Annotated in this window: 21 protein-coding genes; 4 read left to right on the plus strand and 17 right to left on the minus strand. The window is 41.2% G+C overall.

Going from position 1 to position 20,366, the window contains the following annotated elements:
- Positions 1 to 192: 192 nt before the first annotated feature.
- The 7 genes from QZ407_RS05560 to lpdA all read right to left on the minus strand — a co-directional run bounded on the left by QZ407_RS05560 (position 193) and on the right by lpdA (position 6,204).
- The gene (locus tag QZ407_RS05560) at positions 193 to 978 is read right to left on the minus strand and encodes a PhzF family phenazine biosynthesis protein (RefSeq protein ID WP_295768482.1); all 786 of its coding nucleotides are present in this window, start codon (positions 976 to 978) and stop codon (positions 193 to 195) included.
- Positions 979 to 989: 11 nt separating this feature from the next.
- Positions 990 to 1,640, minus strand: a complete 651-nt coding sequence (locus QZ407_RS05565; protein ID WP_295768485.1) for an ATP-binding cassette domain-containing protein — start codon at positions 1,638 to 1,640, stop codon at positions 990 to 992.
- A gap of 2 nt (positions 1,641 to 1,642) precedes the next feature.
- Complete coding sequence (locus QZ407_RS05570; RefSeq protein ID WP_295768488.1) at positions 1,643 to 1,948, minus strand: hypothetical protein; 306 nt, start codon at positions 1,946 to 1,948, stop codon at positions 1,643 to 1,645.
- 98 nt (positions 1,949 to 2,046) lie between these two features.
- On the minus strand, positions 2,047 to 2,751 hold the full coding sequence (gene nfi, locus QZ407_RS05575) for a deoxyribonuclease V (protein ID WP_295768491.1): 705 nt from the start codon (positions 2,749 to 2,751) through the stop codon (positions 2,047 to 2,049).
- 63 nt (positions 2,752 to 2,814) lie between these two features.
- A complete protein-coding gene (locus tag QZ407_RS05580) occupies positions 2,815 to 3,675 on the minus strand; it encodes an RNA polymerase sigma factor RpoD/SigA (RefSeq protein WP_090466905.1) in 861 nt (286 codons plus the stop codon).
- Positions 3,676 to 3,848: 173 nt separating this feature from the next.
- Positions 3,849 to 4,739 carry an MBL fold metallo-hydrolase gene (locus QZ407_RS05585; protein WP_295768507.1) on the minus strand — a complete coding sequence of 297 codons (891 nt, stop codon included), beginning with the start codon at positions 4,737 to 4,739 and terminating at the stop codon, positions 3,849 to 3,851.
- A gap of 73 nt (positions 4,740 to 4,812) precedes the next feature.
- Entirely contained in the window at positions 4,813 to 6,204 is a 1,392-nt protein-coding gene (lpdA, locus tag QZ407_RS05590; protein ID WP_157540951.1) for a dihydrolipoyl dehydrogenase, read from the minus strand.
- A gap of 365 nt (positions 6,205 to 6,569) precedes the next feature.
- Here lpdA and QZ407_RS05595 point away from each other — a divergent pair, with 365 nt between their 5' ends.
- On the plus strand, positions 6,570 to 9,899 hold the full coding sequence (locus QZ407_RS05595) for a carboxypeptidase regulatory-like domain-containing protein (RefSeq protein WP_295768510.1): 3,330 nt from the start codon (positions 6,570 to 6,572) through the stop codon (positions 9,897 to 9,899).
- Positions 9,900 to 10,062: 163 nt separating this feature from the next.
- Here QZ407_RS05595 and dnaJ read toward each other — a convergent pair whose 3' ends face one another.
- The 5 genes from dnaJ to QZ407_RS05620 all read right to left on the minus strand — a co-directional run bounded on the left by dnaJ (position 10,063) and on the right by QZ407_RS05620 (position 14,052).
- Positions 10,063 to 11,232 (minus strand): molecular chaperone DnaJ, encoded by a 1,170-nt coding sequence (gene dnaJ / locus QZ407_RS05600; protein WP_295768512.1) that lies wholly within the window; start codon positions 11,230 to 11,232, stop codon positions 10,063 to 10,065.
- A 95-nt stretch (positions 11,233 to 11,327) separates the two neighbouring features.
- Positions 11,328 to 11,951: a nucleotide exchange factor GrpE gene (locus tag QZ407_RS05605; protein ID WP_295768514.1), complete on the minus strand. Its 624-nt coding sequence runs from the start codon at positions 11,949 to 11,951 to the stop codon at positions 11,328 to 11,330.
- Between the two features lie 166 nt (positions 11,952 to 12,117).
- Positions 12,118 to 12,798: an ATP-binding cassette domain-containing protein gene (locus QZ407_RS05610; RefSeq protein ID WP_295768517.1), complete on the minus strand. Its 681-nt coding sequence runs from the start codon at positions 12,796 to 12,798 to the stop codon at positions 12,118 to 12,120.
- Positions 12,799 to 12,804: 6 nt separating this feature from the next.
- Positions 12,805 to 13,008, minus strand: coding sequence for a fructose-6-phosphate aldolase (locus tag QZ407_RS05615; RefSeq protein WP_157540963.1), 204 nt, complete (start codon positions 13,006 to 13,008; stop codon positions 12,805 to 12,807).
- Positions 13,009 to 13,029: 21 nt separating this feature from the next.
- A complete protein-coding gene (locus tag QZ407_RS05620) occupies positions 13,030 to 14,052 on the minus strand; it encodes an acyl-CoA reductase (protein WP_295768521.1) in 1,023 nt (340 codons plus the stop codon).
- A gap of 108 nt (positions 14,053 to 14,160) precedes the next feature.
- Here QZ407_RS05620 and QZ407_RS05625 point away from each other — a divergent pair, with 108 nt between their 5' ends.
- The 3 genes from QZ407_RS05625 to QZ407_RS05635 all read left to right on the plus strand — a co-directional run bounded on the left by QZ407_RS05625 (position 14,161) and on the right by QZ407_RS05635 (position 16,006).
- Complete coding sequence (locus QZ407_RS05625; RefSeq protein WP_295768523.1) at positions 14,161 to 14,514, plus strand: 4Fe-4S dicluster domain-containing protein; 354 nt, start codon at positions 14,161 to 14,163, stop codon at positions 14,512 to 14,514.
- A 297-nt stretch (positions 14,515 to 14,811) separates the two neighbouring features.
- On the plus strand, positions 14,812 to 15,222 hold the full coding sequence (locus QZ407_RS05630; protein ID WP_295768525.1) for a DUF3885 domain-containing protein: 411 nt from the start codon (positions 14,812 to 14,814) through the stop codon (positions 15,220 to 15,222).
- Between the two features lie 19 nt (positions 15,223 to 15,241).
- Positions 15,242 to 16,006: a C40 family peptidase gene (locus tag QZ407_RS05635; RefSeq protein WP_295768527.1), complete on the plus strand. Its 765-nt coding sequence runs from the start codon at positions 15,242 to 15,244 to the stop codon at positions 16,004 to 16,006.
- A gap of 247 nt (positions 16,007 to 16,253) precedes the next feature.
- On the opposite strand, the gene QZ407_RS05640 is transcribed toward QZ407_RS05635, so the two are convergent.
- The 5 genes from QZ407_RS05640 to hisH form a co-directional block, all read right to left on the minus strand.
- Positions 16,254 to 17,156 (minus strand): WD40 repeat domain-containing protein, encoded by a 903-nt coding sequence (locus QZ407_RS05640; protein ID WP_295768529.1) that lies wholly within the window; start codon positions 17,154 to 17,156, stop codon positions 16,254 to 16,256.
- A 63-nt stretch (positions 17,157 to 17,219) separates the two neighbouring features.
- Positions 17,220 to 17,837 (minus strand): bifunctional phosphoribosyl-AMP cyclohydrolase/phosphoribosyl-ATP diphosphatase HisIE, encoded by a 618-nt coding sequence (gene hisIE / locus QZ407_RS05645; RefSeq protein ID WP_295768532.1) that lies wholly within the window; start codon positions 17,835 to 17,837, stop codon positions 17,220 to 17,222.
- Positions 17,838 to 18,009: 172 nt separating this feature from the next.
- Positions 18,010 to 18,804 (minus strand): imidazole glycerol phosphate synthase subunit HisF, encoded by a 795-nt coding sequence (gene hisF / locus QZ407_RS05650; protein WP_295768534.1) that lies wholly within the window; start codon positions 18,802 to 18,804, stop codon positions 18,010 to 18,012.
- Between the two features lie 142 nt (positions 18,805 to 18,946).
- A complete protein-coding gene (locus QZ407_RS05655) occupies positions 18,947 to 19,696 on the minus strand; it encodes a 1-(5-phosphoribosyl)-5-[(5-phosphoribosylamino)methylideneamino] imidazole-4-carboxamide isomerase (protein ID WP_157540986.1) in 750 nt (249 codons plus the stop codon).
- 3 nt (positions 19,697 to 19,699) lie between these two features.
- Entirely contained in the window at positions 19,700 to 20,365 is a 666-nt protein-coding gene (hisH, locus tag QZ407_RS05660; protein ID WP_295768537.1) for an imidazole glycerol phosphate synthase subunit HisH, read from the minus strand.
- Position 20,366: the final 1 nt, after the last annotated feature.

A 20,366-nucleotide genomic window follows, 5' to 3' on the forward strand; every position in this document is an offset into this window, starting at 1 on the left:
TAGTTTTAATCTTCAAAGTAACGAAAAATATAGAAGATTTATGTTGCCTGGCATTTGCAGATCGGATAGTGACTCAATTGTAAGAGAAACCTGTATTTGAGCAGATTTCATTTGGTCACCCGATTGCGGACCTTCACTTTTTATCTAATCACAAACAGCTAATCTTACAATTAGCAATAAGGCTTACACAACTTAAATATAAATCTCCCCCTTTAAATAAGTCACGGCATTGCCGCTCATCAGCACTCTTTCACCCTTATGCTCGCACCAAAGCTCGCCTTTGCGGGCTGATAGCTGGTATGCGTGCAGTTGAGTTTTGCCTAAACGCTCGGCCCAATAGGGTATAAGGTTGCAATGTGCCGAACCGGTCACCGGGTCTTCAGGCACACCTGCGCCCGGAGCAAAAAAGCGTGAAACAAAATCTACATCCTTACCCGGTGCGGTTACAATAACACCAATGGTGTCAACCTTTGCAAGTGCCAGGTGATCAGGTTGCATCTCAATAATATCCTGCTCGTTTTCATATACCAAAAAGTAATCGCGTGACCGTAAAACAGCTTTGGGAATTTTTCCATTTACACCTTCCAATAATCCATCAGGCATTTCGGCAGGGTGGGGCGGGCGCGAAGGGAAATCAAGCGTATAACGTTCACCATTTTTTGAAACTGTAAGTATGCCTGCTTTTTCTGTTTCAAAATGTATCAAGCTCTCGGTGTAATTTAATTGAGTGAAAATGATATGAGCTGCAGCAAGCGTTGCATGTCCGCACAAATCAATTTCCAACTCGGGTGTAAACCAGCGTAAGTGATAGCCATTTGGTGTTTTAACAAAAAATGCTGTTTCGGCCAGGTTATTTTCTGCTGCAATATTTTGCATTGTTGCGTCGGGTAACCATCCATGCAGCGGGCAAACAGCTGCGGGGTTACCGCCAAACAAATCGCTGGTAAAGGCATCAACCTGGTAAATAAGTATTTTCATAATGTAGGTATTTAAAGGCTGCTAAGATATCCGTAGGTAACTAATTCATCGTTACTGGTAATTACCTTGGTAGTGCCATTGCTCAATAATACAATTTTATCGCTTACTTCTAATATATTTCGGTATTGATGATCGGTGATTATTATACCTTTAAAAGTTGACCGTTTCCTGATAATGGCTTTAATTTCATCGGCTTGTATAGGCGATATGTGGGTAAAAGGCTCGTCGAGTAAGATATAATCTGCCTTGCTGTATAATATAATTAAGGTTTCTAGTTTGCGGAGCTGACCACCTGAAAGCTCACTTGGTTTTTTGTTACTGTTTTCTTGAAAAATGTCGTACGCAGCAAACTCGTCCCAGTCTTCTTTACTAATTAGTGATTTTGCCAGTTCAATAATTTTAATGTGTTTGGGTAAATAATTGTGCTGTGGCAAGTAAGCAATTTTGCCGGTTGAGTAACCATTGCTTATATAATTGCCATTAACATTGATGTACTTGTAGGCAGGCTTCAACACACCGAATATGATGCGCAGCAAGCTCGACTTGCCGCAGCCATTACGCCCTAATAAGCCGGTTACCTCACCGGGCCTGCAATCAATGTATATGTCCTGAAGGATTTTGCGGTTATCAAACTCAAGTAATACGCTGTCAACTTTAAGCATGACTAGTTTTTTAAGCCTAAATAAAATGTAACAGCGGTGATAAACAATAGCATATCAATTGCAAAAGTAAGCATAAACAAACTTCGTATAGTAACACCCGCATTGCGATAATAAAAGAACTCTTGTGAGGCAAAGAACGTTTGGTAGGCAAACATACCAAGGTAGCCGGCAAGCTTAAGTGGTATTGCAAGTATTAACGCAACCAAACCACCACCAACTATAATATACAAACCAAGAACAGTAAAAATGAAGTGGTAAAGCCAGAAAGGCTTTGTAAAATGTATAAAAAGCCTGAGGAGGTTTTGCATTGAAGTGAATAGTAATAAAGGTTAATTACTTAACTCATGCGCCAGGTTTTTAGTATAAGCAGATCAATTTAAGAAAATTTGTATAAGAAGGTTTTTTGTTAAAACATGCTTAACTGTGCATTTGCATTATCTTTATGGGCCAGTCGTACTTGGTTCACAAAGTTGTGGGCGTGCCGGGTTGGCTCGGGTATACGGTAACCACGTATGCAGTGCTTTATAATATCTATGCTTTGCTGCATATCAACCTTGTGTCCCGGCGATACAAAGATGGGTTTGCAGTTTTTCTTGCTGCGTAATGCTACACCAATCACATCATTTTGATCATACAGATAGCTTTGAGCAAAGTGTTCATTTGCTGGTTCATCGTATTTGCCATTAAGCCGGTTTTTAGCACTTCCTATTGATGGTACATCAGTTAGTAAGCCAAAATGTGTTGCCAGGCCCATGCGCTGCTCGTGAGCTATTCCCTGGCCGTCAAGTATCATCAAGTCTGGTTTAATTTCAAGCTTATTCCAGGCTTCAAGCAAGGCTGGCACTTCACGAAAAGCTAGCAGTCCCGGTATGTATGGGAAAGATGTACGCCATACAGCTGATGTTTGGCTGATAATCTTTAACTCTGGATAGCTAAATAATACGATGCCAGCGTACTGTGTTTCTTCGTGCTTATTTGTTGATATATCTGCACCGCCAATAATGCTTATTGGCTTATTGAGATGACTAATATTGATATGCTTGCGCATATCCTGATGACAAGCAATGGCCTGGGCAGGTGTGAGGCGTTCATAATCGGCAGGAAGCAGCATAAAAGCATAAAACAAAAAAGCCTCCAATTGTTCATTGAAGGCTCTGTATGCATCAGGTGTTTATTAACCTAAGTATGATTTTAATATTTTGCTACGTGAAGTGTGACGTAAGCGCTGCAATGCTTTGTCTTTAATTTGACGTACACGCTCGCGGGTTAAGTTGAACTTCTCGCCAATTTCTTCTAACGAAAGCGGATGATTTGTGCCTAAGCCAAAGAATAGAACAATGATTTCTCTCTCGCGTTCGGTTAAAGTAGAAAGTGAACGTTTAATTTCTTCAGATAAAGACTCGTTGATCAGGATTGAGTCGGTATTTGGCTCCTGATTTTCAAGCACGTCTAACAATGTGTTCTCTTCACCTTGTACAAACGGCGCATCCATTGATACATGACGACCTGAGTTGCTCAGCGTATCAGATATTTTGTCAACGGTGGTTTCCAAAATGTCAGCCAATTCCTCAGGTGATGGCTCGCGCTCGTACTCTTGCTCTAATTTAGAGAAAGCCTTGCTTATCTTACTTAACGAACCTACCTGGTTTAACGGTAAACGCACAATACGAGATTGCTCGGCAATAGCCTGCAAAATTGATTGACGAATCCACCAAACGGCGTATGAAATAAATTTGAAACCTTTGGTTTCGTCAAAACGTTTAGCTGCTTTAATTAAACCCAGGTTACCTTCGTTAATTAAATCGCCCAGCGTTAAACCTTGATTTTGATATTGTTTGGCTACCGATACCACAAAACGCAGGTTGGTTTTGGTTAGGCGCTCTAGAGCAGCCTGGTCGCCTTCGCGTATTTTTTGTGCTAGTATTACTTCTTCTTCGGCAGTTATCAGGTCAACCTTACCAATTTCGTGTAAGTATTTGTCTAACGACTGCGACTCACGGTTGGTAATGGATTGGGTTATTTTGAGTTGTCTCATTAATTATTACCTCGATTCTTGTTTTAGAATTGAACGTGCAAAGGTACACAATGTTGCTGAAATTTACTACTCTTATTTGATAATTACAAAATTATTACTATCGCAACATTTCCAGCACATGTTCAATATTTATAATAACTTATCATAAGTTATACCAAACTGCTGATATCCACTTAAATATCTGTCAGTTTAAATACATCTTTCACACGTATTCCTTTTTCTGATTCTTTTACGGTACAGCATTCATTAACTGCATCGTGTTCCAGAAACAATACGTAATTGTTTACTAAAGCCTGCTGCAAAAATGTCTTTTTTTCTGCCATAGCCTGCAACGGAAACATGTCATAAGATGCCACATAGGCTACAGGCAGGTGACCGGCGGTAGGTACTAAATCGGCAATGAATAACACTTCGCGATTTTTGTAATTTACAAGAGGCAGCATCATGGCTTTGGTGTGGCCCGACACAATAAACAATTTTATGTTACGGCTGAATTGTACACCATCACATACCTCAATAAATTTTAGTCTGCCACTGTTTTTTAAAGGCTCTAAGTTATCCTTAAGGAAGGATGCTTTTTCGCGCTCATTAGGATTGATGGTTGCCCAGTTCCAATGCTCCTCATTTGTCCAGTAGGTAGCATTTTTAAACGCCGGGGCTAAGGCGCCGTTGTCATAGTCAACAGCACCGCCTACATGGTCTAGATGTAAATGGGTGAGGAGTACATCCGTAACGTCATCACAAGTGAAGCCATGCTTGGCTAAGGAATGATGTAGCGTATCAGTGCCGTGCAGGTGGTAATAAGGTTTTACCTTTTCGCTTAACTTGTTGCCAATGCCGGTATCAATCAGAATAACACGGTCTTCATCTACAACAAGCAGGCAACGCATAGCCAGCGTACACAAATTGTTTTCATCTGCCGGATTGGTTTTGCTCCATATGGCTTTTGGTACAACGCCGAACATTGCACCGCCGTCAAGCTTGAAAAAACCGGTATCAATAGTGAAAAGTTTTGCCCCGATGCTTTTTGATGATTGCATAGGGTTTAACAGGTTGGTAGACATTAGAGCAAATATAAAAGCCCTTCCGGCTTTTTTGTAGCAGAAGGGCTTTTTATTTTAAGCGTTGTTATGTGTATTATAAGTGAATTACTTCGCCATAAGCTTCAGCAGCGGCTTCCATAATTGCTTCGCTCATGGTAGGGTGAGGGTGTACCGATTTAATGATCTCATGACCGGTAGTCTCTAGTTTGCGAGCAACTACTACTTCTGCAATCATTTCAGTAACGTTGTTACCTATCATGTGCGCACCCAAAAACTCGCCATACTTAGCATCAAAGATAACTTTGACAAAGCCGTCTTTAGCGCCTGCTGCACTGGCCTTACCTGACGCAGAGAATGGGAAACGACCAATTTTTAATTCGTAACCAGCCTCACGTGCGGCTTTTTCAGTGTAACCTACAGATGCAACTTCAGGAGAGCAGTAAGTACAACCAGGGATGTTGTTATAGTTTAAAGGTTCAACATGCTGGCCTGCGATTTTCTCAACGCAAATAATACCTTCTGCTGATGCTACGTGTGCCAAGGCTTGTCCTTTAACAATATCACCTATGGCATAAACACCCTCAACATTGGTTTTGTAAAAATCATCAACCAATACTTTGCCTTTATCGGTTTTCACACCTGCTTCTTCAAGGCCTATACCCTCAAGGTTAGTAGTTACACCAACAGCCGAAAGCACAATTTCAGCTTCAAGTGTTTCAGTGCCCTTAGCTGTTTTAACGCTTACTTTACAAAGATCGCCGCTGGTATCAACAGACTCAACGGTTGAGCTGGTCATGATGTTGATGCCTTGTTTCTTTAAAGTACGGTTAAGTGCTTTTGACACTTCTTCATCCTCCAAAGGAACAATGTTATCTAAAAACTCAACTACGGTTACTTTGGTACCCATAGCATTATAGAAGTAAGCAAACTCAATACCTATAGCGCCTGAACCTACAACCACCATTGATTTTGGTTGCTGAGGTAAAGCCATAGCCTGGCGGTAACCAATAATTTTTTTACCGTCCTGCTTAAGGTTTGGTAACTCGCGTGAACGGCCACCGGTAGCTACTATAATATGTTTAGCTGTGTGCTCGGCTTTTTTACCATCGGCAGCAGTAACCTCAACAGTACCTTTGCCTTTAAGCTTGCCAAAGCCCATTATAACGTCAATTTTATTTTTCTTCATTAAAAACTGAACGCCTTTGCTCATGCCTTCGGCTACGCCACGGCTGCGTTTAACCACAGCGCCAAAATCAGGCTCACCTTTAACGTCAACGTTAATACCGTAATCGGCAGCATGTTTAATATATTCAAAAACCTGGGCACTTTTTAATAAAGCTTTAGTAGGTATACAGCCCCAGTTAAGGCAAATACCGCCTAATGATTCTTTTTCGATGATGGCTGTTTTCATTCCAAGCTGTGAAGCGCGGATTGCAGCTACATAACCACCCGGACCAGATCCGATAACAATTAAGTCGTAGTTCATTATGTTATGTTTTACTTTTTCAGATTTTGGTGCCAAAGCTAACTAAAAAGCGTGATAGTAAAAACAGATGGAGGGTGTGGTGCAGACCATTTTAAAAACTGGTTTACACTAACTTAACATTAATTTGGAAAATTTATTAATAACAGAATTAAATATTGCAACAAATTGGCTTGTTTATCAGCTTATTTTAAAAAATTGAAGCAATTATTCGCCTAATTCTTAATGAAATTTAAAAAATGAGAGAAAATGTTAAAAAAATCTAATATTTATTAACACTGACTTAACATTGATATGGAAGGCAGTATTTATCTTTGTGCCGATTATTTAAAAACTATTTTAAACGTTCATTAAACAAAACAAAAAGTATGAGGAAATTTCTACTTCTCAGCATGACATTTTTGTTAGCTACAGTGGCTGCCTTTGCACAGGTAACCACCAGTAGTATGACAGGATTGGTCAAAGACTCAAAGGAACCTTTAGTGGGTGCCACTATTAAAGCCACATTTGTTCCGGCGGGTACTGTTTATTCTACTTCAACCCGTGCTGATGGCCGATTCAGTATCCCAAACATGCGTGCGGGCGGTCCTTACACCATTGAAGTTACTTACATTGGCTTCGAGCCTCAAAAATTCACCGACGTTACATTGAAATTAGGTGAGCCTTTTGTTCTTAACGCAGTACTTGCGCAAACAGGTACTCAGCTTGCAGCAGTTAATATTGTTGCTTCAAACCCACGTTCGGTATTAAACTCTGACCGCTCAGGTTCAACAACCAACATCAGCAAAAGAGACATTTTAAACCTTCCAAGCGTACGTCGTAATATCAACGACCTTGTGCGCGTAACCCCTCAGGCAAGTGCCGATGGTCAGTCAATTGGTGGTGGTAACTATCGTCAAAACAACATTACAATTGACGGTGGTAACTTTAACAACCAATTTGGTATTGGTACTAACTTACCAGGTAATGGTAACCCAATTCCATTAGATGCGTTAGATGAGATTACTGTTAACGTAAACCCAACAGACGTTAGACAATCAGGCTTCATTGGTAGTGCTATTAACGCTACTACCCGTTCTGGTACTAACGAATTCAGCGGTTCTGCTTACACCTATTTCCGTAGCGAAAAACAACAAGGTACTAAAGTTAGGAACTACCCTGAACTTGTTCCGGCTGATTTAAACATCAAGATTTACGGTGCACGCGTTGGTGGTCCAATTATTAAAAACAAATTATTCTTCTTCGCAAACTTTGAGAAAGCTGAAGAGCCAGGTATAAACTCACGTTTCAGAGCTTCTTCTGCATCTGAGCCTTTCCCGGCAACTCCAAACGTTAACCGTCCAACGGTTACAGAAATGGATGCTATCAAAGATTATTTGGTACAAAAATATGGATACAACCCCGGCGATTACCAAAACTATGGTTACAAAAGCACCCGTACCAATATTGTTGGTAGGATTGACTGGAACATAAGCGACAAACATCGCTTCAACGTTCGTTACAGCCGTTTGGAAAGCCAGGTGCCTTCTTTTGTAAGTACCTCTACAAACCCACTTACAAGCTCTGTAATTTATCCTAATGGTGGAAATCGTAGTGATAATAATTCACTTACTTTCAGTAATTCAAACTACTACACCAACTACAATTTTTATTCATTGTCAGCTGAGTTGAACTCTACGTTCTTTTCAAGGTTAGCAAATACTTTCCGTTTTACTTATAACAATCAAAACGAGCCAAGAAGCTCAACAGGAGGTTCTGCTTTCCCGTTTGTTGACATATTAAAAGATGGTCGTCCGTTTGCATCATTTGGTTCAGAACCGTTTACAACCGGAAACTTGCGTGACGTTAACTCATTGTCATTTGTAGATTATGTTCAATACAGCTTTGGTAAACACAATCTTTTAGGCGGTGTTCAAGCTGATATCAGCACTACTAAAAATGGTTTCCAACGTTTTGCAACCGGTTACTATGTATTCAATAGCTTTGATGATTTTAAAAATAATGTGAACCCTCGTGCTTTTGCCCGTACCTTCTCATTAAATAACGATTACTCGCAAGCATTCCCAACATTTAAAAATCAAACTTACTCTATCTACGCTCAGGATGATTATAACGTAAACGAAAAACTACGTTTATCATTTGGTGTAAGAGCATCTTTATACAGATACAGCCAGGACGCTATAACTCATCCATTGGTAGCAGGTTTAACATTTGCAAATGGCGAAAGACTTAATACCGGATCTTTACCAAAGTCTGCGTTTTTAGTATCTCCGCGTGCCAGCTTCAATTATGATGTTAAAGGTGATCGTAGCCTTCAGTTAAGAGGTAGTGCAGGTATTTTCTCAGGCGGTATTCCAAATGTTTGGATAGTTAGCCAGGTTGGCGATGCAGGTATGATTCAATTTACCCAAACTGCAGTTACTCCATCTGAAGTTTCAGCTATTGCTGGTCCGTTTGATCCAAACCCAAGAGCATATTTACCAGCTACTCCTCCTGCAGCAGGTACAACAATTCCTACGGCTCTTTCTTTCATCGATCCAAAGATTAAAGCTCCTCAAACGTTCAAATCTAACTTAGCTTTAGACGCAAGATTGCCTTTCGGCTTTACTGCAACAGTTGAGGCTATTTACAACCGCGATTTCAGAACAGTATTATTCAGAAATCCAAACTTAGTAGAAGGACAGCCATTAAACGTTGCAGGTTATCCTGACAACCGTTTAATTTATCCTTCAACAAATGGTGCTAAATACTACAACGTTTTAAGCGCAGCCGGCTTACCTGTTGCCAACAACACGTCAGGAGCTGCAGGTTTAAATACATATGTATTAGATAACGGAACAAAAGGTCACTACTTCTCAATTGCAGGGACCATCCAAAAGCAATTCAGCAAAGGTCTGTCTGCATCGTTATCTTACATTCATAGCCAAGCAAGAACACAATTTGATGGCAACGGAGATCAGCCATCAGGATCATGGCAAAATACTTACTCTGTGAACGGTTCAAACAATCCGGAGATGGGTTATGCTGGTTACGTATTGCCTAACCGTATAGTTGCTAGCTTCACATACCGTAAAGAGTATTTGAAACACTTAGCAAGTCAACTTACCTTATTCTACAACGGTTCTAACCAAGGTCGTATATCTTATACTTACAGTACCGATCTTAACCGTGATGGTGGTAACTCAGACTTGATTTATGTACCTAAAGACCCAAGCGAAATTACATTTACACCGTTTACTATAGGTACTGGTGCTAACGCTGTAACTTACACTGCACAGCAACAAAGCGATATATTCTTCCGCTTTATTGAGCAAGATCAGTACTTGCAAAGCCGTAAAGGTAAATATGCTGAACGTAATGGCGGTTTGTCTCCTTGGTTTAACCAGGTTGATTTACAATTCCAACAAGATTTGTTCCAGAACATAGGTGGTAAACGCAACACTTTGCAGTTTAACCTTACCATATCAAACTTTGCAAACTTTGTAAACAAAAACTGGGGTGTTCGTCAGGTTATTACACAGTCAAACGTGTTAGTGCCAACCAATGCAAACAACCTTACACCAGGTGGAACAACACGTCCTACTTTCAGATTGCAATTTGACGGCAACTTGCCAACAAATGCAGTTAGAACCCGTGACGATGTGAGCTTTGCCTCAACTTACACTATGCAATTCGGTTTACGTTACATCTTCAACTAAGATATTCGTAACTTAATCATAAAGCCGGTTGCAAATAATGGAACCGGCTTTTTTGTTGATGTTAAGTTATTCCTTCAATCTACCCAAAGCAACACTACGTAAAAACAACAAAGGCTGCCTCATAGTTAATGAGGCAGCCTTTGTAATAATATTTAAAGCTTGCTTATTCGAAGTATTCTTTCATACGCTCAAAAAAGCTTTTCTCGTTTTTACCCGGACTTGGTTTAAAGTTGGGTGAGTTTTGCAGCTTTTCTAAAAGGTCGCGCTCTTCGCGGCTTAATGCCTTAGGAGTCCATATATTAATGTGTACCAATTGATCGCCGCGGTGGTATGAATTAACCTCAGGCACGCCTTTGCCTTTAAGGCGTAGTATTTTACCGCCCTGGGTACCTGGTTCAATTTTAATCTTTGCTTTACCGTCAATAGTTGGCACTTCAACGCTGGTACCTAATGCCGCATCAACAAAGTTAATGTGCATATCGTAAATAACGTTGTTACCATCGCGTTTCAGGGTCTCATGTGGGACTTCTTCAATAAGAATAATCAAATCGCCCGGAACGCCACCACGCGGGGCTGCATTACCCTTACCGCTCATGCTTAACTGCATACCTTCGCTTACGCCGGCAGGTATATTAATGCTTATAGTTTCTTCACCGCGCACAACACCATCACCATGGCATACGTTACATTTTGACGTAACGGTACTGCCTTCGCCATTACAGGTAGGGCAGGTACTGGTAGTTTGCATTTGGCCCAAAATTGTATTGGTTACCCTGCGTACTGCTCCAGAGCCTCCACATGTTTTACAGGTTTGTACCGATGTTTTATCTTTAGCACCGCTACCATCACAAGTGCCGCATGGTACCTGCTTATTTACCTTTATTTTCTTTTCAACGCCGTTGGCAATTTCCTCTAAGGTAAGGCGTACTTTGATACGAAGGTTGCTGCCACGGGCCACTCTGCGACCACCGCCTTGCTGCCTGCCGCCACCGCCGCCACCAAAAAATCCCTCAAACGGACTACCGCCGCCAAATATATCACCAAACTGACTGAATATGTCATCCATATTCATGCCGCCACCGCCGTAGCCGCCGCCGTTGGCCGATTGTGCGTTAGCGGCATGACCGAATTGGTCATAACGTTGGCGCTTATCAGGTTTGCTTAACACCTCGTAAGCCTCAGCAGCTTCTTTAAAAGCTTCCTCAGCGGCCTTATCGCCAGGATTTTTATCCGGGTGATATTTGATGGCCATTTTACGGTATGCCTTTTTTACCTCGTCTTCACTCGCCCCGCGCTGTACGCCTAATACGTCGTAATAATCTCTTTTTGACATGTTTGTATGTTAAGGAGTAGATGACTGAATGAGCGAATAAGTGATTTATACATTCACTCATTCGCTCATTCAAACATTACTCATTCTCTTTCAAATTACGCTCCAACAATAACTTTAGCATAGCGAACAACCTTGTCGCCCAAGTAGTAACCTTTTTCAAGCTCATCAACTACTTTGCCTTTAAGATCATCAGTAGGAGCCGGGATATTGGTGATAGCTTCATGAATGTCAGCATCAAAGGTTGTTCCTTTGGCTTCCATTTCTTTAAGGCCTTTTTGTGTTAAAATATTTTTAAGCTTTGACTGTACCAGTGCAATTCCTTCTTTAACTGCACTTACATCAGTAGCTGTTTCAGTAGCTTTAATGGCACGCTCAAAATCATCAAGCACAGGTAGTAATGATACAATCACCTCTTTACCGGCAGTTTGTAACAGCTCAACCCTTTCTTTGGTAGTGCGACGTTTAAAATTATCAAACTCAGCATACAGACGTAAGTATTTATCATTAGCCTGAGCCAAATCATCTTTTAATTTAGCTTCTGCGCTTATTTCAGTTTTTACTTCTTCGCTGCTTACGTTAAGTTCGTCTGCCAATGGATTTTCAGCTTGTTCGGCAGCAGCTGCGTTTTCTTCTGGAGTAGTATTTTCAGTATTCACGTCGTTTAATTCTTCGGGTGTATCCTGTTTGTTTTTTTTATTAAACATGTCTTTAAAGTTCATGATGATTGTGCAAAACAAGTACCTTGCCATAGCCGCAAAGCGGTCAGGCTGTCAGTTAGTTGTTAATTCGATGAGTAAAATTGTCAATAGTGTGTTGTCAGCTGTCAGACATCAGGGGTCGAATATTTCTATCTTTAACTGATGGCTTGAAGTTTTGACAGTTACACTAAATAGCTACATCCTGTAAAACCTTACCCGATTCGCATTTTACTATGCGCGATGGGAACTGGCGGATGATATGATAATCATGCGTTGCGCATACTACTGCGGTTCCCGATAGGCTGATCTGTTTCAATAGCATAACAATCTCTTCTGAGGTATCAGGGTCAAGATTACCGGTAGGTTCGTCAGCCAGTATAATTTCAGGATCATTAAGCAGGGCACGTGCAATTACTACACGTTGCTGTTCACCACCCGAAAGTTCATGCGGCATTTTCTTGATTTTCGAGCGCAAACCAACTTTCTCCAGTACATCGCGGATGCGTTCGGCAATCAGATTTTTGTCTTTCCAACCTGTGGCCTTCATTACAAACTGCAGGTTTTGCTCAATGGTACGATCGGTAAGTAACTGAAAATCCTGGAAAACAATGCCCAGTTTACGTCTTAAATATGGCACATCCCTGCTGGCAAGTTTGCGCAAATCATAACCACCTGCATGGCCTTCACCGTTTGTAATGTTGAGGTCTCCGTAAATAACCTTCAGCAAACTGCTTTTGCCTGAACCTGTGAGGCCAATCAGCCAAACAAAGTCGCCTTTGTCAATATGCAGGTTTACGTCAGATAGTACGAGGTGCTTTTGCTGAAATATATCAACACCTTGCAGTTTTATAATGGAGTTTCCTATCATTTTTAGTTACAGTTCGAGTTTTAAAATCTGGCCAAAAGGCAGGTCTTTAATCAGACCCATAATATAATCGGCCTTATCGGCCAGTCCTACCTTGTCAAGCGATTTGTCGGGCCTGTCAACCCTAAAATAAGCTAGTAGGGTAAACTGCTCATCGCGCAGCTGCACATAGTCAGGTATTTTGGCAACGCCTTTTACTTTAATAATATACATGCCCTTCAAAAGTACGTAAAATTAAAGATTTGCCAAGAAACGCAACGTGTCAATTCCATCAGCGTAATCCCAAAGTGCCGGGCACTGGCTTTGTCCGAAATCAACTACCTGGTTGTTGGCTTTAATGTTGGCTGATGTAACAATACACTGTATGTTTTCGCTTTGTTTGCTTAAGTTGTCTTGTGCCAACGTCAAATCAGCGTATTCTTCATAGAAAATCACAGCAAGGGGAGAAGCCAGGCGCTCGTCTTGCTTCAATAGCAAAAATCCGTTGTCTAAATGCTTGTCGCGGTTAACAAGGTATATGGCTTTATTATAGTCGTAATTATTATGATACTTGCTATGCTGAATAACAGGGTAGTAATCTTCAATGGCTTCAAAAAAAGGTACAAAATCATACCCTGTAGGAACTAGTAGTTTTGAAACGTTCCGGCATCCAAGACCGAAGTATTCAAATATATCTTTGCCAAGGTCATGCAGTTGTTCTTTGCTTTCATTGCCGGTAAGCAGGGCCACGCTGTTTCGGTTTTTGCGTATGATGTTTGGTACTTTGCCAAAGTAATAGTCAAAATAGCGAGATGTATTGTTGCTTCCTGTTGCTATGATGGCGTCAAACCCTTCCAGCTTATCAGTAAAAATAAAGTATTGTGCCAGCCCCGGTTCAATATCAGTTAGCAATTTGAGCACATATTTTATAAGGCGGGCATCTTGCGATGACGCTTTAATGAGTGCAATGTTGCCGCTCAGCAATACACATAGTACATCATGAAAGCCAACCAACGGAATATTACCTGCCAGTATCAGACCTACTTTCTTAGGCTCGTGATCGGCAAATTGATAGGCTGAAAGCCATTGCTCCAAATTCTCTTGCGTAAGTGATTGTGCTATTGCATCAAGAGCTTGATTTACACTTTGGGGAGTAAACCAGGCATTGTAATGATGTTCGGTTTGTATAATTTGCTGCAGGTTATCATCCCGAGTAGCTAATTGTCTACCTAATTGAGTGATTATCTGGATTAAATATGAATTGCTGAATTTTGACATACGTATAGTATCAACTGAAACCCAAAAGCGATTTTTTTGTTATATTTGTGGGCTTTTTAAAACGAGGCAAAGTTAAACAAGAATATAAGATTTTAGCGATACAGATATATGGCAATTATAATCACCGACGAATGTATTAATTGCGGAGCTTGCGAACCCGAATGCCCGAATAACGCTATTTACGATGCGGGAGCATCTTGGCGCTTTTCGGACGGTACCGAGTTGCGCGGCGTTATCGACTTTGGCGATGGCAACACCCTGAATGCTGAAGAAGCACAGGCTGCAATTTCAGATGATATTTACTACATCGTTCCTGATAAGTGTACCGAGTGTGTTGGTTTTCATGATGAACCGCAATGTGCTGCTGTTTGTCCGGTGGATTGCTGCGTTGATGATGAAAACGTACGCGAAACCGAAGATGAATTGATAGCCAAAAAGGAATGGCTGCACATGGAAGGATAGTATCCATTTAAAATATTTCAAAAAGGGGCACCCAAAAGGTGCCCCTTTTTGTTTATATTGTAACGTGGCTCTTTTTAAACAACTTGAAGATATTCTTTCAAATTTTTTCAATGGGTTGAAGTTAATTCGACCTTTATTCCAAAATGAAGTTCCGGCAATTAGGTTCGAACTACACTCCGGAAAGTTTGATATTGGAAACAATGAATATATGCTGGAGGTTGCGGAGCGTATAAACAAAGTAAGCTCCTTGGTAATGAGTAATGATGATCAAATATATCTTTACTACAACCTTTATTCTTGGAAAAGAGAAAGATAAGAAAGCGGGGATATCTATTTAATCAGCTTCGACATAGTACAAAACTTGAATACGAATTTCGTAAACGTAAGTATACCTCATACAATCACGCTTTTAGTAAAGCGGAGGGGGCTTGCCAGTTAATTGTCAAGGATAAGGCTTGTAATATAAATTTCAAAAACATTTTCACAAGTATTGCTAATAACGACTTCTTTATAATACCAAGAATTGAAGGAGAACTCTATATTGTTAATGAATCAAAAAAATGCATCCTATTAATGTACGATGATAGGGGATGCGACTTAACTTCTTATGATATACCTTTTCTGCAAAATGTTTATACTGAATGTTCTCAAATTGTATTAGAAGCAAATAGAGAAGAAATTAAAAGGCGCTTGTTAACAAATGGATGATTAAGATTACATTAGCAGCATGGAATACGGTATTTCACAGTTAGCCATAATACCCGTTAGGGGAGAAGCAAGCGAGCGGGCCGAAATGGTAACGCAACTTTTATTCGGCGAAACATTTCAGATTTTAGAGACGCAAGAGAAATGGGTTAAAATTAAAACTGCATACGATGATTATGAAGGCTGGATTAGCAAAGTGCAGCTAACCACGTGTGCTATGCTGGATTACGAAGTTTTTGAGGAGCAGATAGCATTACCGTTGACCAGTAAGCCGCTAACCGAAGCTGTGAAGGTGTCTGATCAAAGCAAAATATACCTGCCGGCCTGTAGTGCCTTGCCATACTGGAATACCAACACCTGTAAAATAAATACCGAGCTATACGAGGTAGCCGATCATGACTTTACCGTTGCTGATTTAATGACAACTGCCAAAAGCTATCTAAACACACCATACCTGTGGGGTGGTCGTACACATTTCGGTATTGATTGTTCCGGATTTACGCAGGCTGTTTTAAAACTGCATGGCATCAAAATAAAACGTGATGCGAGTCAGCAAGCAGAGCAAGGTAGCGTTGTAGATTTTTTACCTGCCGCACAACCCGGCGACCTGGCTTTTTTTGATAATGACGAAGGCCGTATTGTACACGTTGGCATTATGCTCAGTACCGATCAAATTATTCACGCCTCAGGCCGCGTAAAAATTGATAAGATAGACGGACAAGGGATATATTCGGAAGAATTGAAGAAACATACCCATAAATTGAGGATAGTGAAGCGGTATGTATAGTTAATTTCGTGTGTAACCTCTAACAAACGTGAGAGATCTTAAATACTTTTCTTGTAACAGAATCGGTCTAAATTTCTAGAGAATTATAGAAATAAGTATTAATAGCTAACTCTGTGAATAGTTAAAACCGTGTAATTCAGTTTTTATTCGTTGGGGCGTTGCCTCCGGCCGGGCTATCCGCTGCAAGTCCTCACTTCGCTATGCTGCATTGCGGGCTTTACGCTACTATCCCTAACGCAAACTGCCACTAAAATTCAACATCCCAAGCAATAATGAGCTTATCGTCACCTGTCGATAGCAGTTGGTTGCCATTCCATGCCAATTTATTTATTGATAGTTGGTGTGAAGCATAGCCCTTTTCGCGACTAATGATTTTATAAAGTTTAAAATCATCGGCACCCCAAATTTTAATGCTTTTATCCATACTGGCCGATGCAAAGTAAGGCTGAGTAGGGTGGAATAAAACGTGGTTTACGGCAAACATGTGCGCCGGTACACTTTGCTTTAGTGATTGGGTAGCAATATCCCAAACCTTAATTTGAGCATCGCGTGCGCCCGAAAGTAGGTGTTGCCCATCTGGCGAGTATTGAACCGTGAAAACGGCCATAGTATGGTCTTTCAAAGCACCCGCATAACTGTAGTCAGAAAGGTTATAAAGCTGCACTGAATTGTCGCGACAGCCGAAAGCCACCTGCTTTTCATCAGGCGAAATGCTGATACTGCGAACCGTATCGTGTGATACCTGTATGGAATGAAGCAGCTGCAATGTATCTAAGTTCCAAACGCTTACTTTACCATCTTCCGATGCTATTAGCAACTCCTTTTTGCCAGGTACCGATTTTATATCAAATATGGGCTTACCATGTTGTTTAAGCGTATGGGTTACCCTTTGCTCAATAAAGTTGAACACCAGTACGTCACCATTACGCATACCCGTAAACATTAAAGGATAACCTACCGGGCAATGAACTGCATAAACTGAAGCGGCAACCGGAAACATAACTTTGATAAATGCCCGTTTTTCCAGGCTCCATTCCACAACGCCCTTATCGTTACCTGCACTGAACAATATACCCGGCTTTTGAGAAAGTTCCAACGCAAAAATAGGGTTGCCGTGCCCGGTAAGTTCAAATGATTTTCTTACTTCCATAAGTCCCATTTTCCTGAGTGGAGTTTGTATTTAATAGTTACAGGGATTTAGTGCAATCATCCTCTAAGATACTGTATCATCTGAGGGCTTCGGAGCATGCCTGCCTTCCAGGTTTTTTGCTATTGTTTCAATACTTAAACCTTTTTCCTTGAGTAACACTAACAGGTGGAATACAAGGTCTGATGCTTCATTAATAAGATCTGTTTCCGTTTCAGCAAGGGCAGCAATAACAGTTTCAACGCCTTCTTCTCCAACCTTTTGGGCTATTTTGTTTAATCCTTTATTGCGAAGCTTATTAATATAAGATCCTTCTTGCGGATTGGTATAACGATCTTCAATTATACTTTCCAGTTCCAATATGAAATTTTGGTTGTAAGTGGTTTTAAAGCAGCTACGTTCACCGGTATGGCAGGTTGGACCATCGGGTTTGGCTTTTATTAAAACGGTATCGTTATCACAATCAATATGAATGCTTTTTACGTGCAAAAAGTTGTTGCTGGTTTCGCCCTTGGTCCACAAGCGGTTTTTAGAACGCGAGTAAAAAGTAACAACGTTGTCTTGTACTGTTTTATCATAAGCCTCCTGGTTCATGTAGCCCAGCATGAGCACCTCTAAAGTTTGCTCGTCCTGAATTACTACAGGTACCAAGCCATCCGGAGATTTGGTGAAATCTATTTGCATTTCAGTGTATATTTTACCATGTTAAAGTCTCGCGACTACAACATTAAACTGTTCAAATTATCATTTTTGGGCGTTGCCCTTGGCCCGGACTATGTGCTGCAAGTTCTTACTTCGCTAGGCTTCGTCCCGGGCTTTTCGCTTCTATACCTAACGCAAACTGCGAATGGCAATATTATCTAACCTCTATATTATTCGCCCGCAATACATTCTTTAAATCAGGTATCAATATTTCCCCATAATGAAATACCGAAGCTGCCAATGCGGCGTCAACATTGGTTTGCTCAAACACATCTACAAAGTGCTCCACGCTACCTGCACCTCCTGATGCTATAACCGGGATATGCACAGCATTATTAACCGTTTTGAGCAAAGTATTATCAAACCCTGCCTTGGTGCCGTCATGATCCATGGAGGTAAGCAGTATTTCGCCCGCGCCGCGGCTTTCGGCTTCTTTAATCCAACTCAGCGTTTCTAGTTCGGTAGCTATGCGGCCGCCGTTGAGGTGGACGATATTTTTATCGTCAATACGGCGGGTGTCAACCGCTACTATAACAAATTGTACTCCAAATGCTTTTGCTAACTCGTCAATTAATTCAGGGTTACGAACTGCTGCAGAATTAATGCTGATCTTGTCGGCACCAGCATTTAATAGCGCATCGGCATCGCCAATTTCGTTAATGCCTCCTCCAATAGTAAACGGTATGTTAATTTGCCTCGCTACTGATTTAACCAGCTCAACCATGGTTTTACGGCGTTCGTGCGTGGCAGTAATGTCCAAAAACACCAGCTCGTCGGCACCTTGCTGCGAGTAATTCCAGGCCAGTTCAACCGGGTCGCCGGCATCACGCAAATCAACAAAGTTTACGCCTTTAACCGTGCGGCCATCTTTAACGTCGAGGCAGGGAACGATGCGTTTGGCGAGGCCCGAGCCGGGGAAAGGTAATGTAGTGTTATGCAATTGTTCCAAAGCTTTTTGTGCTTTATAAAAATAGAAATGTCATTTCGAACGATAGTGAGAAATCTTGTTCATACTGCAAAGATGTTCGCTATAACAAGATTTCTCGTTCCTCGAAATGACAGGTTGGGTATTACTGCCCCTTCGGGACCATTTATATCGAAATCAAAGATTTTAAATTCCAGTTCTTAACATCCTCAATAGTAATGCGATCCTCATAGATGGCTTTACCAACTACGCAGCTTTCAACCTTAATTTTGCGTAACTCTTCAATATCGTTCATTGAACTTACACCACCTGAGGCAATAAGTTTAATGAAAGGGGAGTGGTCAAGCAGCTTTTGATAAAGTTCTACTCCTGCGCCGCCAAGTTTACCGTCTTTATTGATATCTGTACATAAAAAGCGGTAGAAACCTAAGTGCAGGCAACGGTCAACGTAGTCGATAAGTTTTATAGGAGAGCTTTCCATCCAGCCCGAGTATTTAATAACCTCGTCAAGCACATCAATGGCTACCACAATTTTGTCGGCACATTTGGTGCTTCCGCACATGGCTTTGCTCAATTCATCTAAAAAAGTAGGATTGCTGATGGCCTGTGTACCAACAATAACGCGGGCAATACCGGCATCGGTCAATTCCTGAACCTTTTCAATACTGCGGATACCTCCGCCATACTGAATTTTCATATCGGTTTTTTTGATTACATCAAACAGGTATTGCTGGTTGCTGAAATCGCCTTTGGCGCCGTTCAGGTCAATAATGTGAATAAGTTCGGTACCTATCGACTGGTACTTATCGATCATTTCTTCCAAACTTACCTCGTAATTGGTAACCTGGTTATAGTCGCCCTCGCGAAGACGGACAACCTTTTTGTTCAGAATATCGATAGCAGGAATAATATACATGCTTTAAATTTTTGAAAAATTAGCTAAAAGTGTTTCGCCATACACGCCCGATTTTTCGGGGTGAAACTGAACACCGTAAAAGTTATTATGCCAAATTGATGCCGAATATGGCAAACTGTAATTCGTTGAGGCTAAAGTATATAATTCGTTATACTCTATGTAATAGGAATGCACAAAATAAAAGTGTGCATCATTAGGTATACCGTTAAACAGAGGGTTTTCCTTTTGCTGGCTAACCCGGTTCCAGCCGGTGTGTGGCACTTTATAGTGCTCGCTGTCTTTAAACCGCAGCGTTTTATTCGGGAAAATGTTCAATAAGTTGGCATCACCCTCTTCAGAATATGCTGTCATTAATTGCATACCCACGCAAATGCCTAAGGTGGGCTTTTTTAACGCCTTAATGGCAGGTACCAATCCGGTTTGCTCCAGTTTGTTCATGGCAGCACCGGCATGCCCAACACCCGGAATAATATAACGGTCGAACCTGGCCAAATCTTCTTCGGTATGCACCATGCCATAGGCAATGCCCAACCTGTCTAACGCCGAGGTAAGCGAAAATATGTTGCCTGCACCGTAACGGATAATTCCTAACTCCCCAGCCCCCTGAAGGGGGAGTTCATTGTCTTGGGGGAGGGCTTGTGTATTATCTTTTGTATCGTTTCCTTCCATT

This window comes from uncultured Mucilaginibacter sp., from assembly GCF_913773635.1.
GTDB lineage: Bacteria > Bacteroidota > Bacteroidia > Sphingobacteriales > Sphingobacteriaceae > Mucilaginibacter.

Coding starts and splice junctions, on each gene's coding strand:
- QZ407_RS05560 (WP_295768482.1), bottom strand. CDS start 978: ATGAAAATACTTATTTACCAGGTTGATGCCTTTACCAGCGATTTGTTT.
- QZ407_RS05565 (WP_295768485.1), bottom strand. CDS start 1,640: ATGCTTAAAGTTGACAGCGTATTACTTGAGTTTGATAACCGCAAAATC.
- QZ407_RS05570 (WP_295768488.1), bottom strand. CDS start 1,948: ATGCAAAACCTCCTCAGGCTTTTTATACATTTTACAAAGCCTTTCTGG.
- nfi (WP_295768491.1), bottom strand. CDS start 2,751: ATGCTGCTTCCTGCCGATTATGAACGCCTCACACCTGCCCAGGCCATT.
- QZ407_RS05580 (WP_090466905.1), bottom strand. CDS start 3,675: ATGAGACAACTCAAAATAACCCAATCCATTACCAACCGTGAGTCGCAG.
- QZ407_RS05585 (WP_295768507.1), bottom strand. CDS start 4,739: ATGTCTACCAACCTGTTAAACCCTATGCAATCATCAAAAAGCATCGGG.
- lpdA (WP_157540951.1), bottom strand. CDS start 6,204: ATGAACTACGACTTAATTGTTATCGGATCTGGTCCGGGTGGTTATGTA.
- QZ407_RS05595 (WP_295768510.1), top strand. CDS start 6,570: ATGAGGAAATTTCTACTTCTCAGCATGACATTTTTGTTAGCTACAGTG.
- dnaJ (WP_295768512.1), bottom strand. CDS start 11,232: ATGTCAAAAAGAGATTATTACGACGTATTAGGCGTACAGCGCGGGGCG.
- QZ407_RS05605 (WP_295768514.1), bottom strand. CDS start 11,951: ATGAACTTTAAAGACATGTTTAATAAAAAAAACAAACAGGATACACCC.
- QZ407_RS05610 (WP_295768517.1), bottom strand. CDS start 12,798: ATGATAGGAAACTCCATTATAAAACTGCAAGGTGTTGATATATTTCAG.
- QZ407_RS05615 (WP_157540963.1), bottom strand. CDS start 13,008: ATGTATATTATTAAAGTAAAAGGCGTTGCCAAAATACCTGACTATGTG.
- QZ407_RS05620 (WP_295768521.1), bottom strand. CDS start 14,052: ATGTCAAAATTCAGCAATTCATATTTAATCCAGATAATCACTCAATTA.
- QZ407_RS05625 (WP_295768523.1), top strand. CDS start 14,161: ATGGCAATTATAATCACCGACGAATGTATTAATTGCGGAGCTTGCGAA.
- QZ407_RS05635 (WP_295768527.1), top strand. CDS start 15,242: ATGGAATACGGTATTTCACAGTTAGCCATAATACCCGTTAGGGGAGAA.
- QZ407_RS05640 (WP_295768529.1), bottom strand. CDS start 17,156: ATGGAAGTAAGAAAATCATTTGAACTTACCGGGCACGGCAACCCTATT.
- hisIE (WP_295768532.1), bottom strand. CDS start 17,837: ATGCAAATAGATTTCACCAAATCTCCGGATGGCTTGGTACCTGTAGTA.
- QZ407_RS05655 (WP_157540986.1), bottom strand. CDS start 19,696: ATGTATATTATTCCTGCTATCGATATTCTGAACAAAAAGGTTGTCCGT.
- hisH (WP_295768537.1), bottom strand. CDS start 20,365: ATGGAAGGAAACGATACAAAAGATAATACACAAGCCCTCCCCCAAGAC.